Here is a 22187-nt window from a genome sequence, read left to right as displayed (position 1 = left end):
AAAACAAATTATTCCGTTCGATGCAGAAAAATTGTTTCTTTACAGTTTCAACCCAACCATATGCAAAATAAAGTTATCACAATCGGCGAAATACTATGGGATGTTTTTCCTGATGGGAAAAAGGCTGGCGGCTCTAGTATGAATGTTGCGTTAAACCTCCATAAACAAAGTATAGAAAGTAATTTCGTAAGCGCTGTTGGCGATGACGATAATGGAAAAGAATTATTAGCTTTTCTTGCGGCAAATGGTTTCCCTACCGATTTAGTTCAGGTAAACACGAAACTGCCTACCAGCACGGTGGTTGTGCAACTAGATGAAACACACCAGGCTACTTACACCATAAAAGAGCCGGTTGCGTGGGATGATATTCAACTTACTGAAGCTAACATCGAGGCGGTTAAGCAGGCAGATGCTTTAGTTTATTGCAGCTTAACCTGCCGCAATGAACATTCAAAGCAAACAGTGACTTCACTTTTAGAAAAGGCCAAGACTAAAATTTTTGATATTAATTTGCGTGCGCCTTTTTATAACAAAGAACTTATTGCCGGGCTTTTAGCGCATGCCGATATCTTAAAAATAAACGAAGATGAGTTACTTTGGGTAAAAGACACTTTTGGCTTAACCGGAAACACGGATGAGCAGCTATTGAAACAGCTTTCATCAACCCATAACATAGAGATTATATGTTTAACGCTTGGAGAGAAAGGCGCATGCGTGTTAAAAGATGGAAAATTATTTAAACACCCTGGTTACAAAGTTCAGGTTGCAGATACCGTTGGTGCTGGCGATGCCTTCTTAGCCACTTTTGTTGCCTGCTATTTGCAGGGCTACCCGATGGAAACCATTCTGGATAACGCGTGTAAGGTGGGTGCTTTCGTGGCCTCGCAGATTGGAGCAAACCCGGAGTATAACAGAAAAATTTATCACATGGCGTTGGGTTAATTGCTCGCAATATTTGTTTTACTTCTTCTGTTTTGATGTGTTTTCCATAGGATTACAGGATTTAATTCGCCTGGGGCTAACAAGGCTTTAGATGATACACAGTTTGGCTTTTTAATGCCTTGGGTTTTGCGTTAGGGATTGTAAGGGTTCAGTACCGATTTTTCATCGGTACCGTAGCGAAGCGGAGCCCTGAAAAGCCCGACCCTTGCGTAGCTTGGCGAACGCCGAAATCCAATTTAATTGGAGGTTCAGCTTTAGCGGCTCATTCAGCTTTAGCTTTTACGCCCAGCCAGCCAACTAAATATGACACCCCGCTTAAATTAATCCAAATCGAAACTTTTACCTTTAGTAATCCGTTTATACACTTACATGAGAGGTTTTCGTTTTTCTGATTATAAGCCTGGCGATACGCCAAAAGGTGGGTTTGATGAGTTGCTGAAATTATTTAGCGAATTGCTAAATTATACAGCTGGTGATGCTGCAGAGGCTTTGAGCTGGCTGAACGAACTCGATAAACAATACAAATTAACCAACAACGATTATGGAATCGGCAATTTTATTGATGACCTGAAAGATAAAGGTTACCTGACTGAGGATAACCAATCGGGAGAATTTAAGATTACGGCCAAAACTGAACAAACAATTCGGAAATCTGCGTTGGATGAGATTTTTGGAAAGCTTAAAAAATCCGGTCGCGGTAACCATAACAGCAATCAGTCTGGCATTGGAGAGGAGAAAAATGCAGACAGACGTGAGTATAGTTTCGGCGATAGCCTGGACCAGATTGACATGACTGCCTCGATTCAAAATGCCCAGATTAACCATGGCATAGGTGATTTTACGCTAACAGATCGGGATTTAGAGGTTGAGGAAAAGGATTTTAAAACCCTAACCTCTACTGTGCTGATGATTGATATTTCGCACTCGATGATTTTGTACGGCGAAGACAGAATTACGCCCGCAAAAAAAGTTGCAATGGCACTTGCCGAACTGATTAAAACAAAATATCCGAAAGATACTTTAGACATTGTTGTTTTTGGAAATGATGCCTGGCCAATTACGGTGAAGGATTTACCCTACCTGCAGGTTGGCCCTTACCATACCAATACCTTTGCCGGATTAGAATTGGCTACAGATTTACTGCGCCGGCGCAAAACGCACAACAAGCAGATTTTTATGATTACTGACGGGAAACCCACCTGCTTGAAAGAAAATGGCAAGTACTATAAAAATAGCATGGGTTTGGATAGAAAAGTGATTAACAAAACTTTGAACATGGCTGCCCAATGCAAACGTTTAAAGATTCCCATTACCACATTTATGATAGCCAAAGACCCCTACCTGCAGCAATTTGTACGGCAGTTTACCGAAATTAATGGCGGAAGGGCTTTTTACAGTTCATTAAACGGATTGGGTGAATACATTTTTGAGGATTACATTAAGAATAGAAGAAAGACCGTAAAGTAAGGTTGAAGCCAAAAGATTAACGGTTAAACATAACCACTACAATAACAAACACATAAAGACATTAACAAGGAGAGATTTAAGTATAAGTTAAGCGATGGCCGAAACTTAAACCTGGAAACTCATACCTTAAACCCTTTTTAAAAAAGATGCAAGAAAAAACATTAGGCGCATTAAAAACCACAGGATATAAATCGAGGTCGGTTAAGGAAGAATTAAGAGAAAACCTGATTAAAGTTCTCAGAGATAGGAAAACAGAATTCGAAGGCATTATTGGTTATGACGAAACCGTTATTCCTGAATTGCAGACGGCCATTTTGTCTCGTCATAATATTTTGCTTTTAGGTTTACGCGGACAGGCAAAAACCCGCATTGCCCGCCTAATGGTTAACTTGTTAGATGAGTATGTGCCTTACGTTGCAGGAAGCGAGATTTTTGATGATCCTTTAAACCCAATTTCCTGGTTCGCCAGAAATGAAATTGCCACAAAAGGCGACGAAACTGAAATTGCTTGGTTACATCGTAGCGAACGTTATACCGAAAAGCTGGCTACGCCGGATGTTACCGTTGCCGATTTAATTGGCGACGTTGACCCTATAAAGGCTGCTACCTTGAAATTAACTTACAACGATGAACGTGTGATTCACTTTGGATTAATACCAAGGGCGCACCGCAGCATTTTCGTAATAAACGAATTACCCGATTTACAGGCACGTATTCAGGTGGCTTTGTTTAATATGCTGCAGGAAAAAGACATACAAATTCGCGGTTTTAAATTGCGTTTGCCTTTGGATATACAGTTTGTGTTTACCGCGAACCCTGAAGATTATACCAATCGCGGAAGTATTGTTACCCCATTAAAGGATAGAATTGAAAGTCAGATTTTAACCCATTATCCAAAAAGTATTGAGGTATCACGCAAAATTACCTTTCAGGAAGCCAAACTTACCGAAGAACAAAAATCGAACATTGAGGCTGATGGTTTGGTGAAAGACCTGGTAGAACAAATTGCGTTTGAAGCCCGGAAAAGCGAATATATCGATCAGAAATCTGGTGTTTCTGCAAGGTTAACCATTTCTGCTTACGAAAATTTAATCAGCACTGCCGAGAGGAGAATGCTCATTGCCGGCGAGAAGAACACTTTTGTTCGTTTGTCTGACTTAGCGGGAATTATTCCTGCCATTACCGGTAAAATAGAATTGGTTTACGAAGGTGAATTAGAAGGACCTGCTCACGTTGCAACAACATTAATTGGAAAAGCTGTAAAAACCTTGTTTGCCCGTTATTTCCCGGATCCTGAAAAAGCGAAGAAAACGAAAACGGCAAATCCGTATACCGAAATTACAGAATGGTTTACAGAGGGAAACAATGTTGATGTTACCGATACGTTAACCAATGCTCAATACAAAAAAGCGTTGATGTTGGTGCCAAGCTTATACGATACCGTTAAGAAATTTCACCCTAAGCTTAGCGAAAATCAAACGTTGCTTTTAATGGAATTTGTGCTTCATGGCCTTGCGGAATATTCTCAGTTAAGCAAAAACTTTTTAAATGGCGGCTTCGGATTCTCTGATATGTTTGGCAGTTTGTTTAATGCCGAATTTGATGAAGAGGAAGATGAAGATGATTTCCGGTAAGTTTAAATATTATTTTTCTTTAATTTAGGCAGGTTATTTTAACCTGCCTTATTTTTTAATTTAAATTGAATTACCCGTTTTATGGGAAGACTACCCTTTATTATTGCTGCCTGTATACTCATTACCGCATTTGATATTTATTTTTTCAAAGCCATTGTTTCGGTTTTCAAATGGAAACCAAAAACTAAAAAAATCTTCGGCATTTTATACTGGAGTTATAGCATTTTACTTATCATTGGTGTGTTCGCGGGTATTTATCTCAATCTTTTTCTTACGCTAAGGGCCATAATTCTGGTGGCATTCTTTTTAACAGTGGCCTGCAAATTGGCCATGTTGCCTTTTTTAATTTTGGATGATTTGCGAAGACTTTCCATCAAACTCTTCAGAAAAAAACAGGTTAATACAAACCAACCGGTTGCTGAAACTGAAGCAATTTCGCGATCTGAGTTTTTGGTAAAAGCAGGCTTGGTTGCAGCGGCAGTTCCGCTAACTTCATTAAGTTGGGGTATTATTTCTGGCGCATACGATTACCAGGTGAGAAGGGTCAATCTGATTCTTCCAAATCTTCCTAAAGCATTTGACGGCATTAGATTAGGGCAAATATCAGACATCCATTCTGGCAGCTTTTACAATAAAACGGCTGTAAAAGGAGGCGTGGAAATGTTATCAGGCGAGAAACCAGACTTTATCTTTTTCACGGGCGATTTAGTGAATAACCTTACCAGAGAGGTAAGCGCATATCAGGATATTTTTTCAAAAGTAAAAGCACCGTTGGGCGTTTTCTCTTCGCTGGGAAATCATGACTACGGCGATTATTATTTCGGTAAGGAGTCATCACCAGCTAAAGTAAAAAACCTTAAGGATATGGTTGATGTACATAAAGTTATGGGCTACGATTTGCTGATGAATGAAAATCGGCGACTTAAAGTTGACGGAGAGGAAATTGGAATTCTAGGCATAGAAAACTGGGGAATGGGCCGCTTTCCAAAATATGGAAAAATGGAGCTTGCAGTTCAGAATACGGATGATTTACCCGTTAAACTGTTATTAAGTCACGATCCATCGCATTGGCGTGGCGAGATTTTGCAGAAATACCCACAAATTGATGCCATGTTTAGCGGGCACACGCACGGCATGCAATTTGGCGTTCGGCTAAAAGAATATCAATGGAGCCCCGTGCAGTACATCTATAAAGAATGGGCCGGCCTTTATAAGGAACAGAAACAACAGTTGTATGTTAACGTTGGCTACGGTTTCCTGGGCTATCCTGGAAGAGTTGGTATTTTGCCCGAGATAACGATTTTTACATTAAAACGGGCTTAGAGGTTAATTCTGAAAGAGCGATTTTTGATTGAATGAATGATAGAATTGTTTGCATAATCAATCGACCAAGCAATCTATCACTCAACCCTTCTATCATTCCAAAAAATCTAATTCTAGAACGCAATCATTACGCAGCAGGATATTAAGTTTTATCCTGCATTAAAGCGGTAACCTACACCACGAACGGTTTGCAGCAGTTGCGGGTTATCAGGATTTAACTCAATCTTTTTACGCAACCGAACAATGTGCATGTCTAACGTACGCGTGTTCACATCAGAATTGTAACCCCAAACCACCAGCATTAATTCGTCGCGGTTAATCACTTTACCCGGATTGCGCAAGAAATAAAGCAGAATGCGGTTTTCTAAAATCGTAAGCTCAATTTTCTTCCCATCTCTAAATAAGGTATGGATATTTGGGTGATGCTCCATATTTCCAAAACGATGAATTTCGGCAGTATCCTTATTTACGATAAATTTAACTTTACTCTCCAGCATTGCGACCAAAACATCCATATTGAAAGGCTTCGTAATGTAATCTGATGCGCCGAAATTGTAAGCGTCGATTTTGTCTACATCTTGCGCCTTGGCGGTCATCATAATGATTAGGTTTTCAAAGCCTTGTTTACGAACACTTTCGCAAACCTCAGCGCCTTGTTTTCCAGGCATCATCCAATCTAATAAAACGATGTCGGGCTGGTCTGCAACAATCATTCTTTCACCTGCTTCGCCATCATTCGCTTCGAGCACATTGTAGCCTTCGGTTTTTAATCTGTGAGCTACTAAAAAGCGGAGATTTTCATCATCCTCTACAATTAAAATTTTTACTTCTTTAGACATTTATGTGTTATTATTAGGATGAAAAATTTAAGGTCGGCAAAAAATTAAATTTTTCACTGTTTCATTTCATTTTAGCTATTATACGGAAGAACGATTTTAAACTCTGTGCCAACGCCTACCTTGCTTTTTACAGTAATTTCGCCCTGCATAAAGTTAACCAGTTCTTTGCAAAAAGCCAAACCAAGTCCAACGCTACCCATTTGATTATATTCGTTCTGAATTCTGAAAAACTTCTTAAATATATTATTTAATTCTGAAGATGGGATACCAATTCCTTTATCTGTAAACCTAAACACCAGAACGCCCTTTATCAGCTTAGCACTAATGTTTAACTTCTTATTACCTGGATTTGAATATTTATAAGCGTTTTCTGCCAGGTTATCAAATAAACTCCCCAACAAAACCGGGTCGGTTATAAAAGTTTTAAAGCCCGAAACCTCGTATGTAATTGCAAAATCCGGGTGCTTCAGCGTATGCGATTCTATGGTACTTTCAATAAAATCTTTAATATTTACCTCTTCCTGATTCAGCTTTATTGCCTTATTTTCAATCTGCGTAAAAGCCAGCAGCTTATTCATTAAACCATTTAATTTATCGGCTTCTTCATCTAAAATTTTGCCATAAAGCTGCTGTTCCTTCTGGCTGAGTGCGGTAGCGCTCTTTATGTTATTGCCTGCAATCTTAATTACGCTAACCGGCGTTTTAAATTCGTGTGTTAAGTTATTTACAAAATCGTATTGGAGTTTAAACATTTTACTATTGATGTTTAAATTTCTATAAATTAAAAATGCAACCAGTAACAGTACACCATAAACCAATAAAAGCACTAAGGCAATTGGCATAAAGTAGATAAAAATCTCTTTTTTGATATAAGATTTTGACGAAGTAAAATATAATTTAAAATCGGAAAACGCTCCGGGCAAAGCAATTTCCGTTGTAATGTTTTCATCTGATGTATCAATAGGATCGTACGTTAAGGGCTCTACTCTAATATTCTGATAAAGCAGCGGACGGGTATTGATGATTTTGATTTTATGCGGGTCGAGCTGAAAAACAAGCATATCCTGCTGATAAACTGGCGCAGGGTTTAACTTACTTTGCAGCATTTCTTTGTAAACCTTCAAATCTTCCCGCCTTGGAATATTTAAATAGGTAATTTTGTTTGAAAGTACAACCGAAAAGTTAGTAAATAATTCTTCCTGACTAGGTACTGAAGCAGTATCTAACTTATCTATAAAACGAACAAGCTTAAGCGCCATGCCGTTAAAATCGTCATCAACTTTAAAAGAACGCGTATCAGATTCTGAAAACAGCTTAACTGAATCTGGTTTAACGGTTTTTCCAAACTGAAATATTGATTTCGGGCCTATTGAAAAATGTCCGGCATTCATGCCATCCTTTACAGGTGTATTTCGAACTTCAGAATCGTAAAATTTAACTTTAGATATGAAAGGGAACTTAAGCGCAATTGTATCTACAAATTTAGATGCCGTAGCCGAATCTAGAAAGCCATTATAATAAGAAACCTCAGGCATTTTATTTTGAAAGAACTCGTTGTAAGGTTTAATGCTTTCTTCCAAAACGTTAACCTTTTCGGAAACGAACTCATTTTCGATCGACTTTTTGCTGTAGTTGAAAGCGAGAAAAAGTGAGAGAATAAAAAGTATAGAAATGAGCGCTATGAACGTAACACTCAAAGAAAAATTCTTACGATAACCACTCTTCTTCTCCAGAGCCATAGCTTACTTCTTATTCAGGTTTTCCTGTAAAAAACCTTCCAACGCTTTATACAACGCGGTTCTGCCTTGTTGGCGTAAAACCGGGTTGGGTCCCTCCTCTTTTTCGATGTAAGTTACAGGAACATTTCTCTTTTTAAGTTCTTTTACAAACTGAACACCCTGAGCAACGTTAACACGCGGATCTTTAGGATTTTGAGCAATAAAAACCGGTGCTTTAAATCTATCTGCATGAAAAACCGGCGATGCGAAACGAGTATAATCAGTATCTGTTTCCGGGTTGCCGAAAATTTCGTAATACATCTGCAAGTTAGATTTCAAGAACGGAGGTATGGTGGTTAAATAACTAAATAAACTTATCACACCAGAATTTGAGCCGCCGCAGCTATAAATATCAGGATTTTTATACAAGCAGTTTAAGGCGATAAAACCACCTAAACCGTTACCGTATATGGCTACCTTCTTCGGATTGGCTATTTTTTGTGCAATTAACCACTTTACGCCATCATTTACATCGGCCTGAATTTTATCGCTCCATTCTTTAAAGCCAGCAGCGTAAAAAGATTTGCCATATCCGGTAGAACCGCGATAATTAACCTGCAAAACCGCATAACCACGATTTGCAAAAAACTGAACATCGGCATTGTAGCCCCATGAATTTCTACCACCGGGTCCGTTATGAGGTAAAACAACTACAGGCAAATTAACCGGCTTTTTACCATTTGGCAAAGTCAAATAACCGTTAATGGTAAGGCCGTCGCTACTTTTATAGCTTATTGGCTTCATCTCACTCATATCCTTTTCATCAATTGAAGGATTAATATCAGCGAGCTTCTTCAGTTTATTCTGGTCGGCAACGTAAAGGAAATAAGACCCAGGATTTTTATCGGTATAAGTTCTCACAACAAAAACGTTATCACCTTTATCCTTATCCATTATACGCCATTCGGTATTTGGCAAAAGCTTATCAATTTTCGAATACCTAACTTTTGTACTGTCATCAAGATAAAATTTTTCCTTTTTCCAGGTTTCACAAGTCACAAAAATCATTTTCTGCTTGGTTTTGGAATACTTTGCATCAACAACATTTAAAGTGTCGTTGCCAAACAACACCTGCTTTTCCTTCCCGGTTTTTAAATCGAGGGCAACCAGTGCATTTTTATCCCTGTTTACGTTTGAAATGGCGAATAGAACATCTGCCTCATTCTCTGCAAAGGCAACAGGCTGTAAGGTAGTTTGGAAGTTGTTGGTGGTAACAGGCTTAAAAGGCAGACTTTCATTTTCGCGGTACAGCAGCGTCTCATTAACGCCATCACTCGCAACCGCAATTTTAAGTATACCTTTATTATCCGTAACCCATTCAGTTATGTTTCCCGGGTTCTTGGCTGCAATATCCATCTTACCAGTTCTCACATTTAAACGATACACATCGAAAACGGTAGAATCTCGCTTATTAGAAGCAACAATTATATATTTATCATCAATTAACTGATCCTCTATAACCCTAAGCCGGTTCTTCTCATTTGCACTGAGCTGTTTCTGGCTTTTCCCATCCTTACTCACCACAAAAAGGTCCGACTTACGTTCTTTCGACTCATCTTCGGTATAATAAATAAGCTCGTTGTTGCTCGTCCAAAAGTAAAAACTGATACTTTTTTCGTTTAAATGGGTAAGTTGTTTTACTGTTCCGGTTGCAATATCTTCTATAAAAAGATCGAGTTTTTTATCCTGAAGCTTTAAATAGGAAAGGGATTTTCCATCCGGAGAAACATGATAATAGGCTTTATCCTGCGTACGAAAAAAGTTATCTACAGGTATAGTTTGCTCTTGTTTATCGCCCTTACAGGCCCAAATAAAAGCAACTAAAATCAATAGAATAATTCTTTTCAACATAAATATTTTCCTAACTGGAAGACAAAAATATAATAACCTAACGGCTTAACGGGCAAATACAGTAACAATGTTACTAACAGTTTTAAGCAACGCTCCGGTTCCAATTTAGTATTAATAATAAACACAGAAAATAAAATACAGGTAACATTTAAAATACGTTTTATATCTGTTTACACTTCTAAGAAAGATGTATTAAAATGTTACATTTAAATCTTATAATTTAGTTTTATGACCCGCTTCATTGTAATTGTTTTCTTTTTTATCTGGGCTCAGGCCGGGGCACAAAACTTTCGGCAGAACAGGCAACTCGCACCCGATGAAAGTGATTTAGCCATTCAGTTTTACCAGGATGGGGATTACGAAAAAGCAGCGGTTATTTTCGAAAAACTTTTCGCCAACCCGGATAATGAGGGCTATTTCGACATTTATTTCAATACATTATTAAAGTTAAAACGGTACGATGTTGCCGAAAAAATTGTTAAAAAACAAATTAAACAGTCGCCACAGGCAGAAATCTACGAAATCGCGTTAGGAAAACTTTACCAGGAAAAAGGCGACGCCCAAACAGCAAATAAAATTTTTAACGATGTTATCGCTAAACTTCCGAAGGATGAATTTAAAATAAGAATGCTTGCCAATAATTTTTATCGCTTTGAAAATTATGATTTCGCAGTGCAGACATTTAAACAAGGACGAAAAATACTAGGCGACGATAAAGCCTTTGCTTTTGAACTTTTAAACATTTATCGTTTTAAAAAAGATAAGCCAATGTTGATGCAGGAGTATCTGGATATTCTGCCTTCAACACCTCAACTGTTGCCGCAGGCGGAAGCTGTGTTGGCAATGGTTTTTGAGGATAAGAGCGATTACCAGGCGTTTCAAACCGGTATTTTAAAAAAAATCCAAAAGGATCCGGATGCAGAAATTTACATTCAGCTACTTACCTGGAATTACATACAGCAACAGGAATATGATATGGCATTACGGCAGCTCATTGCATTTGATAAGCGCACAAAAGCCGATGGAGCCACACTTTTTAATGTAATTTATACTTTTGTAGATAACGGTGCATACGAAACTGCTATAAAAGCCTACGAATATTTATTAAGCAAAGGGAAAGACAATCAATACTATTTACCAGCCAAAATTGAAATGCTTAACACAAAATACAGCATTCAAACCAAAGGCAAATACAATACAGCAGATTTGGATTTGCTTGCTAAAGATTATCAGGTTTTGATGGATGAAAATGGCAAAAACAAAAATACACTGTTTGCGATAAAAAAGTGGGCCACTCTGCAGGCATATTACCTTAACGCTCCTAAAAAAGCAGAACTTGCGCTCGAGGAAGCCATAAAAATGCCCGGGGTAAGTTCGTCTGATGTCGGCCAGATTAAGCTCGATTTAGGCGATATTTACATCCTGACAAAGCAACCCTGGGAAGCATTTTTAGTTTACGAACAGGTAAGCAAACAGTTCGAAGGGCAGCCCATTGGTAATGAAGCCCGTTTTAAAAGCGCAAAACTATCTTTCTATCAGGGAAATTTTGAATACAGCAACGGACAATGCCTTATTTTGAAGGCGGCAACTTCGCAGCTCATCGCAAATGATGCCCTGAATTTAAGTTTGTTGATTTCTGACAATACGCAAAACCCAACTGATAGCAGTGCACTGAAAATGTACGCAGATGCAGAGATGTTGCTCTTTCGCAACTTACCAGCGCAATCCGTTCAAAAACTCGACAGCATTTCGATTGCTTACCCGCAAAACTCGTTAAGTGATGCCATTCTAATGAGCAAAGCAAAAATTTTTATTAAATCTGACGACTTTCAAAAAGCAACGGCTGTCCTAAAAAAAATTACAGAAGAGTTTAAAGATGGAATCTGGACGGACGATGCATTATTTACCCTGGCAGACCTCTACGAAAAGAAGTTAAATGATCTGCCACAGGCAAAGATTTATTTTCAGAAGCTAATAACAGACTATCCGGGTAGCATGTTTAGTGCAGAAGCCAGGAAGAGATTTAGAAACTTACGCGGTGATGGCGTTTAGCCTGCGTTTTCCTTTTTGTGTTTATTTTCGCGGTATGTTGCCTCTGTGGAAAGCCCAAATTCGATAATGAACGCAAACATTGCAGCATTAAATACTAAGGTTAAAAAGTATAACCAAAGGTGTGCACCTAAAAACCTGCCGAAAAATGTATGTGTTGGAAACTGGAAAACAGAATATAGATCTGCAAGCGTTCTTAAAAATAAATTACTGGCAAAAACATGTCTGTCTTCTGATGCAAAAGCAAAAAAACATACCATGGTTAAAAAACCAATTATTATAAAGGCTTTAAAAAATCTATACGGGCGAAAATTTTTCATTTTGGGGATGAAGGGATTAATTTGCTCTCAATCCACTAAGTTCGAAAAATTTATGACTATCCGAAAAATTAATACAATTTAACAATTTCAGGTTGTGATTTCAGACTAAATTTAATTCAGTAATCTTATCAATTTCTGCAACACAATACCATAATTACTATCTTTGCCTTATGTTATTATACAATGTTACTTTAATTTTAGATGATGCAGCTGCTGAAGAATGGTTGCAATGGATGACAGAAATTCATATACCTGAAGTGATGGCTACGGGCATGTTTGTATCGCACAGGTTGCTTAAAGTTTTGGATTCGCCGAATGAAGGCGTTACTTATTGCGCACAGTACGTTGCAGAAAATCTTGAAAATTATAACCAATACCAGCAAGATTACGCACCGGCTTTACAACACGATTTAAATGAGAAATTCAAAAATCGTTTTGTGGCCTATAGAACTTTGATGGAGTTTGTAGGTTAGTTTACTCAGCGTAGCATTATTTCAGCTTATCATTATTTTTATGCCTGTCAGCATCCCGAATGGCTTTTTTTTGAAGATTTTCTTTAAGGGCATCGGTTAGGTTAATGCCAGTCTGATTAGCCAGGCAGATTAAAACGAAAAGCACATCGGCCATTTCATCAGCCAAATTAACATCTTCATCGCTTTTTTTGAAAGATTGTTCGCCATATTTTCTGGCCATGATACGGGCAACCTCGCCAACCTCTTCCATTAAAATAGCCGTATTAGTAAGTTCATTAAAATACCTTACGCCGGTTGTTTTAATCCAGTTATCTACAGTTTCCTGTGCTTCGTTAATGGTCATTTTTCTCTTCTTCTATTTCTAACTTTAATCTCCTGTTGATGTCTATTTTGGCGCCTTCCAGTAAAAAAACCGTTGCACCTTTTTCTCTTGCAAAAGGACTTTTTAGTTCTCCAATTTTCGAAATTTTTTCAAAAAATGGCCGTTCTTTCTTCCTTTCCGGATCTTCCTCTCCCGCTTCTCTGATAAGGATTAAGTCTTTAACGGGTCTGTCCAGTTTAAACCAATAGAGGTAATCTGCATTGTAAGAAACTGCATTGATGTTTCTGTATTTCGAGTAGTAATTAATTGCGCCTGCCTGCCCATAATTATCCGTACGGACCACCACGGCAGCTTTATCTTTTACTTTCGAATAAGCAACGTCGACAATTGCAGCCAAAGCTTTCCAACCCTGCATATCTGCAAAATCCTGTGGTAAATCATGATTTTTTCCATCTTCCCAACGCAAAGCGCCAACGCGTTCAAATCGCTTATGGTTTGCGATTATCTTCTCGGGGGTATAAACAGGCATCATAATCGGAATGATGTACGCAAATGAGCCAACAATAAAGAGCACCAGAACTGTTTGTAGAATGTACCGTTTACCCATCACTTCAGTTATGTATACACTTCCAAAGGCTAACAATACCGGGTAGAGCCCCAATGCATAGTAACTTTTCGCATTAAAATAGCTAAAAATTAATAAGGTGAAAATGTAACTAAATATTACCCAGCTGTATTTTCTAAAAGGCTTATAGATAGCGAAACCAACAAAAGCCGCCAATAGCAGAAAAATATCACTGATAAAAGAAAGCAACTGCTCCTTAAAAAAATCAATCCGTTTTATATTTACTAATTGTGTTTCGGCAAGTTCTTTCATATGGCTTACAACCGGGAAGTTGTGTTGTATTTGCCAGATTACATTTGGAGAAATAATTGACAAGGCCAGTCCTATCGCGAAATATAAATGCTTATTGATAAAAATGCTTCTTCTTGGGGTGATTAGAATTGCGGGTAAAATGCCAAGCACCAAAAAAAGCACATTGTATTTATTTAAAAAGCCTAAGGCTGTCCATATTGCAAATTTGTAAAGCATGCCAGGTTTGTTGGTTTCAAAATAACCAATCAGGTAATAAAACATAGCTGTCCATGCAAGAACATCGAACGAATTTGGTTGATAAAGAATGTTAAGCCTGATGTAAACCGAGCAAATAAAAGCAATGGCAACCAGGCATTTCGCAAAAAGGTTACCCTTCAGTTTGCCTACAATTTGCCAGGCAAAAACCATCGTTAGCGCACCAAAAAAGGCAGGAAAAAACTTTACCCAAAACACGCCATTTCCTAAAAACTGAATTATTAATGAAAAGAGCGACATTAGCGGCGGAACCGAAGTAAAACCTGCGGCAAGATGATTGGCCTGATCTAAATGTAAAAACTCATCGCGGTGAAGTTCATACACGTTGTTGACTAAAACGTAACTTAAAACAATTTTAAGCAGGAAAAAAAATGCAAGCAAACCGGACTCGATGAAATGGGGATACCTGTTCTTCATTATTCTTTATTTTTTGTGTCGATAAAAATCGTCGTCGGGCCATCATTTACCAAAGAAATCTTCATGTCTGCCCCAAAAATTCCGGTTTCCACCTTCTTCCCAAGCAACGCAGAAAGCTTTTCAATCATTTGCTCGTAAAGCGGAATAGCAACATCGGGTTTGGCAGCTTTGGTAAAGCCAGGCCGGTTTCCTTTTTTTGTTGATGCAAATAAGGTGAACTGACTGATTAAAAGGATGCTGCCTCCAATATCTGCCAAAGCCTTATTCATCAGGTCATTCTCATCAGCGAAAACACGCATATTTACAAGCTTCTGAGCAAGCCAGTCAACATCTTCATTGCTGTCTGCATCTTCAATGCCAAGCAAAACCAAAAACCCGCTTTCTATCTGACCAGTTATTTTTCCTTCGACTACACAACTGGCTTCAGTAACTCTTTGTAAAACTGCACGCATTTTATACTACTTTTGGGAATCAAAATATATGCGCAAGATAGGTATTTTACTAATTACTGCACTTTTGTTTGCCGCCTGCAAACCTAAATTTGCAGTGCATCCAACATTTTATTTCTGGCGAACGGTTTATACGAACCAGAAAGCAGAAACAAAATACCTAAACGATTTTAAATCCAAATCGCTTTATGTCCGCATTATGGATGTAGATATCAATCCGGATACGCAAGAACCCGTGCCTGTTTCGCCTGTAAGTTTTGAGGACTCTCTACCAAAACAAACCACCATTGTTCCGGTTGTTTACCTGGTTAATAACATTTTCAATAATTTATCAGAAGGCGATAGCAAACTGCTCGCATCCCGCATTTCTAAATTTGTTAATTCGAAAGTAAATCAGGCAGGCAAGAAAACCTTTAGCGAACTGCAGATAGATTGCGACTGGACAAAAACCACCAGAGATAAGTACTTCATATTCCTGAATCAACTCAAATTAACGCCTTTACTTAAGCGAAAACAGATTTCGGTAACCTTGCGACTACATCAGGTAAAAAACCTGGCATCAAGCGGAATTCCTCCGGTTACAAAAGTGATGCTCATGTGCTACAACATGGGCAATCTTAGAAAATATGGAGAACAGAATTCAATTTTGGACATGAAGGAAATGGAGACTTACCTCAGCGACAAGCTGGAAACCTATCCTCTTAAAATCGATGTTGCGTTGCCATTATTTAATTGGGCAGTTGTGTTTAGGAAAGAGAAATATGCGGGCATTTCAAAACGGATATCAAAAGCCCAGATAAACGATAAAAAACTTTTTAAGAGACGGGGAAAATCGACACTTTTTGATTTGATGATTGATTATCCACAAGCCGGGTTAAGAACGGGAGACGTTATAAGGTTGGAAGAAGTTACTCCGGATGACTTGCTTACAGCATCTCGGTTTTTATCACGACATTTAAAGCCAGAAGAACGTAATCTGGTGTTTTACCACCTCGACAACGACCTTTTAAATACATTTAAACATGACGAACTTCAGAAAGTTATCGATAATTTTTAGCGCCTTTCTCGTTGCCTACTTTTTGGAAATAGCGGTTAACCTGGCCTGTGGCGGTGAAGTAGATCCCTATGATTATTATGTTTCATATTTCCATAACAATACGGAGGGCGATGAGTATGTACCATTCGCGTTTACCGAAATGGCTTACCTCTACAGCGAAGAAGCGGTTGTGGACGAAGCAGAAATTAACAGTAAAGAATGGGCAACTTACCTGGATGTAAAAGCAGCCGATGTACACAAAGTGATGTATCATTTAGACAGCGCAGCAAGTGTAAAACTTGCGGGCTACGATGGAAACTCGTTGGACGAATTGCCAGGCAGCTTAAAGAACAATACTTTTATTACAGCGTTGACGAGAAAAAAACAGGCGTTAAACTATTACACTTTTGCTAAAAGCTGCGAGCCATTAGCCAATGCACGATGGAATGAATGGGACCCGGAACCAAGAGATTCTACCGCAATGGAAGCCAAAGCACAGGAAGCCTTAAAATTGACAACAGCAGAGCGGGATGACTTCCTGAAACTGCGTTACGCCTACCAATCTGCCCGGATGTTTCATTATTCGGGGAATTATAAAGATTGCAAAATCGTTTACGAGAAGTACATCAATCCCATCAAAAGTAACAGCGCAGTTAAGGGCTGGAGCCAGGCTTTGTATGCTGGTTCTATCCGGAAACTCGGAAGCCCGGACCAGGCTGCGTATATCTTTTCTAAAGTGTTTGCATCAAATCCAGAGCGCAGAATACAGGCTTACAAAAATTATTACTACACCGATTCGCCGATAAATGGCGCCTTAAAATATGCTAAAAACGATGAGGAGAAAACCAACATTTGGGCAATTAATGGCTTCGGAAACTCCGAATTCGATTTGGCAAGTTTACAAAAGGTATATCAATACAACCCAAAAAGCCAACTAAACGGAGCACTTCTGGTGCGAGAAATAAACAAACTTGAACAAGCTTTAATTAAAGATAATGATATCGCGAAAATTGGTTACAACTATTATTTTCTAGATAATGGGAGTAGTAAGAAGTATCGCGACAGCGTTCAAAACCTTAATCTTAAAAACCTAAGTCAGATAAAAGATTTTGCAGTAAAGCTTGCGTCAGAAAAGAAATATCCGCAGCCAGCATTAGGAACTTTAACAGCCGCTTACCTTTCGTGGATGGAAAATAAGGATTTACTTGCTTTGAATTACCTTAAGAGCTTAAATCCCGAGAAACTGCCGGAAAAGCTACTTAACCAATACCGAATTGTAGACTTGTTGATTAAATCGAAAAATATCCAAAAAGGAAACTCATTTAATGAAAATGATTTGCTGCCAGCACTTAAATGGCTCGACGAAAAACGCTTTGAGGAAAATAAGCAACAAACAAGAACTGAAAACTACAACTATAATCGGTCAGAAAGTGGAAACAGCCGTTTTACCATAACGACAAGGAATTTTTACCAACAGATTTTAGCGCCCGCATACATGAAAATGGGCGATACAGCCAAAGCTGCACTTGCAATGGTAAAAGGTGATTTGAAATATAAATACTTAAATGAAAATTCATTATTTAAAAACATAAGCTACCAAACCACCTCCTTTTGGCAAAAATATCTCAGTCCGCTGAATATGCAACATCTGGCAGATTTCAAAAGTGCCAAGCCAAAAGATAACCTTGTTGGCTTACTTTCTAAAGCCTTAAACCAGTTAAATAATGATGACTTTTATGAGCTTTACGGCACAGCTTACCTGCGCACACATCAGTACGCTAAAGCCGTGCAGATGTTCGGCAAGGTATCGCCAAGATACAACTATTTTAATCCCGAAAACTGGTATGCCAGCGAAGGCGAGACCAAGCTTTACGCCAATCCGTTTATCGAAACCATTAATGATTTTCCAAAAAGGTATGTTTCTGCCAAAACATCAATAACAAAAAAAACTTTTGCAGCAGAAATGTTAAGGTTGCAAAAGTTAACGCTCAGCGATAAAAAGAATGCGGCATTATACTATTATAAAATGGCAAATGCAGTTTATCAAACAGGTTATTACGGAAACAGCTGGTTTTTGATAAGCTACGACTGGTCATCTTATGATAACAGCAGCGCACCTAAATTTGGTTATGATGTAGATTACAAAAAAGCGCAGACCGCCAAATTGTGGTATTTAAAGGCGAGGGCTTTAAGCACAAATGCTGATTTTAAAGCCAAGTGTACTTTCATGCTTGCAAAGTGTGCGCAGAAACAGATTATCATGAATTACAATACTGTTTCTTTCAGTTATTATGATACAAAAGACGTAAAATATCAAAACTTTTTAACTGCAAACTATCACAATCCATACTTCAAAGAGTTGAAACTTAAATATGCTAAAACGCCATTTTACAACACAGCAATTAGCGAATGTAGCTACCTAAAAGATTTTATTACGAGAAGATAAAATTTCGGTTCTTTTTTTGAACTTGGTGTAAAGCTAATTTAATGCCTTGTATCATTGCCATGATAAATGCTGAGGTAACTTTCGTAGCGTGACACAGCAATATCACCTTCGTTTACGGCTTCGATAACTGCACATCCGGGTTCATTAACATGCCTGCAATTGTTAAAACGACAATTGTGAGAGGTTTTGAAAATCTCAGGGAAGAAATGGCTAAGTTCTTCTTTTTCGATATCGATGATACCCAACTCCCTGATTCCGGGCGTATCTACAATAAAACCACCTTGCGGCAGTTCGAACATTTCGGCAAAAGTAGTGGTATGCTGCCCTTTATCGCTCCAATCAGAAACCTCGCCGGTACGCAAATCCCTGTCGGGCAATAAGGCATTAATTAGACTAGATTTACCAACACCGGAATGGCCGGAAATCAGTGTAATCTTGTTGGTAATTAATTCCTGAACGATTGGAATGTTGATGCCTTTCAAAGCCGAAACTTCGTAGCATGGATAACCGATGTTTTCGTAAATATCCTTAAATTCCTGTAGTATTTCTAAACCTTCTTTACTAAACAAATCGAGTTTATTAAATACCAGAACGGCAGGAACATCATAGGCCTCGGCGGTAACTAAAAATCTATCGATAAAACCTAAAGATGTTCTTGGAGATGCCAGCGTAACCAGCAAGATGGCCATATCTAGATTCGCGGCCAAAATTTGCGCCTGTTTGCTCAGGTTTATGGATTTGCGGATGATGTAATTTTTCCGCTGCATCAGTTCGTTTATCAAACCCTGGTTGCTATCCTTCTCGAGCTCGAATTTTACACGGTCGCCAACGGCAATCGGATTGGTCGTCTTAATACCTTTAATTCTGAATTTGCCCACAATACGGCAGTCGTAACGCTTACCATTATCGGCCAAAACGCTATACCAACTTCCGGTAGATTTAATAACTAAGCCCTGCATATTTTGTAACAAAGGTATAAAAAGGAGTTAAAAATGTGGCGCTAAAATAAAGATGATTCGGAAACCAAAACCCTAAGTTTTGAATTAACCTTATCCCAGCCTTTTCGCTTTACTTAAACACAAGCGCTCAACGAAAAAACTGTCTGTTTAACCTCTCAATAAACACTATCTTCGTTCAAAATTTACCCATGGAAAACTTCAAAATTATCGGCATCTCAACAGAAACGACCAATCAAAACAATCAAGCTGCATCAGATTTGGGAAAACTTTGGCAGCAGTTCTACCTCGAAGAAATTTTTAATAAAATCCCAAACAAGGAGAGCGACGACATTTATGCTGTTTATACGGATTACGAAAGTGATTATACCGGAAAATATACCGCCATTATCGGCCAGCGGGTAAGCACCCTGAACATTATACCTGATGGTTTGGTGGGCAGGGAAATTACAAATGAAAAGCTTTTAAAATATAAAGCAAAAGGGGAAATGCCACAAGCAGTTGTAGATATTTGGAAAGAAATCTGGGAAGATAACATCGCACTATATCGAACGTATAATGCTGATTTTGAAGTTTATAGCGAAAAATCTCAGCAAGGCGCAGATTCGGAAGTAGAAATTTATCTAGGTGTTAGAAAATAGATAAACGCTGCCTGAAAGTTGTAGCCGCTTTAGTCCCAAACCTTAACAAAGGTAGCTGAGTAAAAGCAATCGCCGGAACGCAAAAAACCTCATTGTAATAAATGAGGTTTTTGCTTTTAAGATTTTTCTATTCGATTATCAATTAGCTTTTGAACTCGCTTGTTTTATGGAAATCGATATCAGGATAATCCTGCTTGGTTAAATTAATCATGTACTCGCTATCCGATAAATAAACAGGATTTGCCTCTTTATCGAAACCGATATGCTGCTGCTTACGCTTCACAAACTCATCTAATTTTTTTCTATCGGTAGAAGTTACCCAGCTGGAACGCGTATAGCTTAGCGTACGGAACCTACATTTTGCACCATATTCATGCTCCAGTCTAAAATTAATCACTTCAAACTGTAATTCGCCAACTGCGCCAATTACTTTCCGGTTTCCGGGCTGCATCACAAATAGTTGTGCCACACCTTCATCAGTTAATTGCTCAATTCCTTTTTCCAACTGTTTGGTACGCATCGGATCCATATTTTCTACTTCTTTAAAAATCGATGGAGAGAAACTCGGAATGCCTTTAAACTGTAATTTTTCGCCCTCTGTTAACGTGTCGCCAATTTTAAAGTTGCCACTATCATACAAGCCAACTACATCGCCCGGCCATGCCTCTTCAACAATACTTTTCTCATTTGCCATAAAATCCATCGGGTTAGAAAATTTAAGTTTCTTATCCTGACGGGTATGGTAGTAAAATTTATTTCGTTCAAATTTGCCAGAACATATCCTTAAAAAGGCAATCCTATCCCGGTGTTTAGGGTCTAAATTGGCATGAATTTTAAATACAAATCCACTAAAGTTTTTCTCTTCTACCAAAACGTCACGCTCTTCAGCTTCTCTGTGCCGCGGACTAGGCGCAATGTCGATAAACGTATCCAAAAGTTCCTTAATACCAAAGTTATTTATCGCGCTCCCAAAAAATACAGGCGCTACCAAACCATCAGTATATAAATCTTTCTCAATTTTACCGTAAATGCCATCTACCAGTTCAACGTCATCTTTAAGGTTATTTATTTCATTTTCCTTAAGGTAATTCAGCAGAGAAGGGTCATTCAAATCATTTGCAGCCACAACCGAATCAGTAACCTTGGTTTTATCAGAATTGAATAAATTTAAATGTTTATTGTAAATGCTATAAACGCCTTTAAAGGTGTGTCCCTGCCCAATAGGCCATGAAAGCGGGCATAAACTGATGTTAAGTTTTTCCTCAATTTCATCTAACAAATCGTAAGCCTCTTTCCCCTCGCGGTCCATTTTATTTATGAAAATAATTACCGGCGTATTCCGCATCCGGCAAACCGACATCAATTTCTCCGTCTGTTCCTCCACACCTTTCACACAATCTACAACCAAAATTACACTATCTACGGCCGATAAAGTCCGGTAAGTATCTTCAGCAAAATCCTTGTGGCCGGGGGTGTCTAAAATATTAATTCGCTTGCCGCTGTATTCGAAACCCATTACCGAGGTTGCCACCGAAATTCCACGCTGTTTCTCAATTTCCATAAAATCGGAAGTATTGCTCTGGTTCGCTTTGTTACGTTTCACCGCTCCAGCCGTATTAATTGCACCACCAAAAAGAAGAAACTTTTCCGTTAATGTGGTTTTACCCGCATCGGGGTGACTAATAATTGCAAAGGTTTTACGTTTTTCTATCTCAGGGTTAAGCATAATAAAATTTTGGGTAAAAAAGGGTGATGAAACCTAGGTTAAAGAAATTTAACTGCGATAAGATTTGAATAATTTTGTTTCATCAGCCTGCAAAGATAAGAATTTTGGTTAACTGTTTAAACTGCTTAATTGTTTAATCTGCAAGCGCATGTTTGTAATAACCATTCTATCTTAAAAGCCTGATAAATATTTTTAGAAAAGCAAATTTAGTGTTGCTTGGGAACGACCGCCCCGCCATTTATTTCAATCTTTTTTAAGCTTTTGTTCTGCTCATAATCACGCCTCAAGTTGCATAACAAGTCAAAAATTCCTTTTCGTGAGCTGCATAAAAAAGTATTTCCATTACTGTCGGGTTTATTAAACCTCTTTAGCGCTTCGTGGTTCTG

Annotated in this window: 18 protein-coding genes; 9 read left to right on the top strand and 9 right to left on the bottom strand. The window is 38.4% G+C overall.

The genetic code is table 11. The features are described from left to right. Nucleotides 1-60 precede the first annotated feature (60 nt). The 4 genes from AC0IWT_RS18995 to AC0IWT_RS18980 all read left to right on the top strand — a co-directional run bounded on the left by AC0IWT_RS18995 (nucleotide 61) and on the right by AC0IWT_RS18980 (nucleotide 5366). On the top strand, nucleotides 61-942 hold the full coding sequence (locus AC0IWT_RS18995) for a carbohydrate kinase family protein (protein ID WP_471798365.1): 882 nt from the start codon (nucleotides 61-63) through the stop codon (nucleotides 940-942). Between the two features lie 369 nt (nucleotides 943-1311). Next, nucleotides 1312-2409 (top strand): vWA domain-containing protein, encoded by a 1098-nt coding sequence (locus tag AC0IWT_RS18990; protein WP_056871978.1) that lies wholly within the window; start codon nucleotides 1312-1314, stop codon nucleotides 2407-2409. A 146-nt stretch (nucleotides 2410-2555) separates the two neighbouring features. Then, a complete protein-coding gene (locus tag AC0IWT_RS18985; RefSeq protein WP_471798364.1) occupies nucleotides 2556-4043 on the top strand; it encodes a magnesium chelatase in 1488 nt (495 codons plus the stop codon). 81 nt (nucleotides 4044-4124) lie between these two features. Next, entirely contained in the window at nucleotides 4125-5366 is a 1242-nt protein-coding gene (locus tag AC0IWT_RS18980) for a metallophosphoesterase (protein ID WP_471798363.1), read from the top strand. 149 nt (nucleotides 5367-5515) lie between these two features. Here AC0IWT_RS18980 and AC0IWT_RS18975 read toward each other — a convergent pair whose 3' ends face one another. The 3 genes from AC0IWT_RS18975 to AC0IWT_RS18965 form a co-directional block, all read right to left on the bottom strand. Next, nucleotides 5516-6205, bottom strand: a complete 690-nt coding sequence (locus tag AC0IWT_RS18975) for a response regulator transcription factor (protein WP_056871981.1) — start codon at nucleotides 6203-6205, stop codon at nucleotides 5516-5518. A 71-nt stretch (nucleotides 6206-6276) separates the two neighbouring features. After that, a complete protein-coding gene (locus tag AC0IWT_RS18970) occupies nucleotides 6277-7944 on the bottom strand; it encodes a sensor histidine kinase (protein WP_056871982.1) in 1668 nt (555 codons plus the stop codon). A 3-nt stretch (nucleotides 7945-7947) separates the two neighbouring features. Then, nucleotides 7948-9834 carry a S9 family peptidase gene (locus AC0IWT_RS18965; protein ID WP_056871983.1) on the bottom strand — a complete coding sequence of 629 codons (1887 nt, stop codon included), beginning with the start codon at nucleotides 9832-9834 and terminating at the stop codon, nucleotides 7948-7950. A gap of 228 nt (nucleotides 9835-10062) precedes the next feature. On the opposite strand from AC0IWT_RS18965, the gene AC0IWT_RS18960 reads away from it, so the two are divergent. Further along, the gene (locus AC0IWT_RS18960; protein ID WP_471798362.1) at nucleotides 10063-11886 is read left to right on the top strand and encodes a tetratricopeptide repeat protein; all 1824 of its coding nucleotides are present in this window, start codon (nucleotides 10063-10065) and stop codon (nucleotides 11884-11886) included. Here AC0IWT_RS18960 and AC0IWT_RS18955 read toward each other — a convergent pair. Next, nucleotides 11883-12143 carry a hypothetical protein gene (locus tag AC0IWT_RS18955; RefSeq protein WP_471798361.1) on the bottom strand — a complete coding sequence of 87 codons (261 nt, stop codon included), beginning with the start codon at nucleotides 12141-12143 and terminating at the stop codon, nucleotides 11883-11885. The genes AC0IWT_RS18960 and AC0IWT_RS18955 overlap by 4 nt on opposite strands. A gap of 230 nt (nucleotides 12144-12373) precedes the next feature. Between AC0IWT_RS18955 and AC0IWT_RS18950 the strand changes: the two genes are divergently transcribed. Beyond that, on the top strand, nucleotides 12374-12676 hold the full coding sequence (locus tag AC0IWT_RS18950) for a DUF4286 family protein (protein WP_471798360.1): 303 nt from the start codon (nucleotides 12374-12376) through the stop codon (nucleotides 12674-12676). Between the two features lie 16 nt (nucleotides 12677-12692). On the opposite strand, the gene AC0IWT_RS18945 is transcribed toward AC0IWT_RS18950, so the two are convergent. The 3 genes from AC0IWT_RS18945 to dtd are packed head-to-tail and all read right to left on the bottom strand — an operon-like array spanning nucleotide 12693 to nucleotide 14999. Further along, entirely contained in the window at nucleotides 12693-13019 is a 327-nt protein-coding gene (locus tag AC0IWT_RS18945; RefSeq protein ID WP_056871987.1) for a nucleotide pyrophosphohydrolase, read from the bottom strand. Continuing rightward, complete coding sequence (locus AC0IWT_RS18940) at nucleotides 13009-14547, bottom strand: ArnT family glycosyltransferase (RefSeq protein ID WP_471798359.1); 1539 nt, start codon at nucleotides 14545-14547, stop codon at nucleotides 13009-13011. Before AC0IWT_RS18940 ends, AC0IWT_RS18945 begins: the two co-directional genes overlap by 11 nt. Next, nucleotides 14547-14999 (bottom strand): D-aminoacyl-tRNA deacylase, encoded by a 453-nt coding sequence (dtd, locus tag AC0IWT_RS18935; RefSeq protein WP_471798358.1) that lies wholly within the window; start codon nucleotides 14997-14999, stop codon nucleotides 14547-14549. Before dtd ends, AC0IWT_RS18940 begins: the two co-directional genes overlap by 1 nt. 28 nt (nucleotides 15000-15027) lie before the next feature. Between dtd and AC0IWT_RS18930 the strand changes: the two genes are divergently transcribed. Continuing rightward, nucleotides 15028-16053, top strand: a complete 1026-nt coding sequence (locus AC0IWT_RS18930; protein WP_471798357.1) for a hypothetical protein — start codon at nucleotides 15028-15030, stop codon at nucleotides 16051-16053. Continuing rightward, a complete protein-coding gene (locus tag AC0IWT_RS18925) occupies nucleotides 16019-18478 on the top strand; it encodes a hypothetical protein (protein ID WP_471798356.1) in 2460 nt (819 codons plus the stop codon). The genes AC0IWT_RS18930 and AC0IWT_RS18925 overlap by 35 nt, the downstream gene beginning before the upstream one ends. Nucleotides 18479-18516: 38 nt before the next feature. Here AC0IWT_RS18925 and rsgA read toward each other — a convergent pair whose 3' ends face one another. After that, a complete protein-coding gene (gene rsgA / locus AC0IWT_RS18920; protein WP_471798355.1) occupies nucleotides 18517-19437 on the bottom strand; it encodes a ribosome small subunit-dependent GTPase A in 921 nt (306 codons plus the stop codon). A gap of 188 nt (nucleotides 19438-19625) precedes the next feature. Between rsgA and AC0IWT_RS18915 the strand changes: the two genes are divergently transcribed. Beyond that, entirely contained in the window at nucleotides 19626-20075 is a 450-nt protein-coding gene (locus tag AC0IWT_RS18915) for a GyrI-like domain-containing protein (RefSeq protein WP_471798354.1), read from the top strand. Nucleotides 20076-20217: 142 nt separating this feature from the next. Here AC0IWT_RS18915 and AC0IWT_RS18910 read toward each other — a convergent pair whose 3' ends face one another. After that, nucleotides 20218-21801, bottom strand: coding sequence for a peptide chain release factor 3 (locus AC0IWT_RS18910; RefSeq protein WP_056871994.1), 1584 nt, complete (start codon nucleotides 21799-21801; stop codon nucleotides 20218-20220). Nucleotides 21802-22187: the final 386 nt, after the last annotated feature.

It is taken from the genome of Pedobacter sp. AC464 (assembly GCF_979253075.1).
This window is presented reverse-complemented; position numbering and strand designations above follow the sequence as displayed.

Coding starts and splice junctions, on each gene's coding strand:
- AC0IWT_RS18960 (WP_471798362.1), top strand. CDS start 10,063: ATGACCCGCTTCATTGTAATTGTTTTCTTTTTTATCTGGGCTCAGGCC.
- AC0IWT_RS18940 (WP_471798359.1), bottom strand. CDS start 14,547: ATGAAGAACAGGTATCCCCATTTCATCGAGTCCGGTTTGCTTGCATTT.
- AC0IWT_RS18975 (WP_056871981.1), bottom strand. CDS start 6,205: ATGTCTAAAGAAGTAAAAATTTTAATTGTAGAGGATGATGAAAATCTC.
- AC0IWT_RS18915 (WP_471798354.1), top strand. CDS start 19,626: ATGGAAAACTTCAAAATTATCGGCATCTCAACAGAAACGACCAATCAA.
- AC0IWT_RS18965 (WP_056871983.1), bottom strand. CDS start 9,834: ATGTTGAAAAGAATTATTCTATTGATTTTAGTTGCTTTTATTTGGGCC.
- AC0IWT_RS18930 (WP_471798357.1), top strand. CDS start 15,028: ATGCGCAAGATAGGTATTTTACTAATTACTGCACTTTTGTTTGCCGCC.
- AC0IWT_RS18995 (WP_471798365.1), top strand. CDS start 61: ATGCAAAATAAAGTTATCACAATCGGCGAAATACTATGGGATGTTTTT.
- AC0IWT_RS18985 (WP_471798364.1), top strand. CDS start 2,556: ATGCAAGAAAAAACATTAGGCGCATTAAAAACCACAGGATATAAATCG.
- AC0IWT_RS18990 (WP_056871978.1), top strand. CDS start 1,312: ATGAGAGGTTTTCGTTTTTCTGATTATAAGCCTGGCGATACGCCAAAA.
- AC0IWT_RS18970 (WP_056871982.1), bottom strand. CDS start 7,944: ATGGCTCTGGAGAAGAAGAGTGGTTATCGTAAGAATTTTTCTTTGAGT.
- rsgA (WP_471798355.1), bottom strand. CDS start 19,437: ATGCAGGGCTTAGTTATTAAATCTACCGGAAGTTGGTATAGCGTTTTG.
- dtd (WP_471798358.1), bottom strand. CDS start 14,999: ATGCGTGCAGTTTTACAAAGAGTTACTGAAGCCAGTTGTGTAGTCGAA.
- AC0IWT_RS18950 (WP_471798360.1), top strand. CDS start 12,374: ATGTTATTATACAATGTTACTTTAATTTTAGATGATGCAGCTGCTGAA.
- AC0IWT_RS18925 (WP_471798356.1), top strand. CDS start 16,019: ATGACGAACTTCAGAAAGTTATCGATAATTTTTAGCGCCTTTCTCGTT.
- AC0IWT_RS18945 (WP_056871987.1), bottom strand. CDS start 13,019: ATGACCATTAACGAAGCACAGGAAACTGTAGATAACTGGATTAAAACA.
- AC0IWT_RS18955 (WP_471798361.1), bottom strand. CDS start 12,143: ATGGTATGTTTTTTTGCTTTTGCATCAGAAGACAGACATGTTTTTGCC.
- AC0IWT_RS18980 (WP_471798363.1), top strand. CDS start 4,125: ATGGGAAGACTACCCTTTATTATTGCTGCCTGTATACTCATTACCGCA.
- AC0IWT_RS18910 (WP_056871994.1), bottom strand. CDS start 21,801: ATGCTTAACCCTGAGATAGAAAAACGTAAAACCTTTGCAATTATTAGT.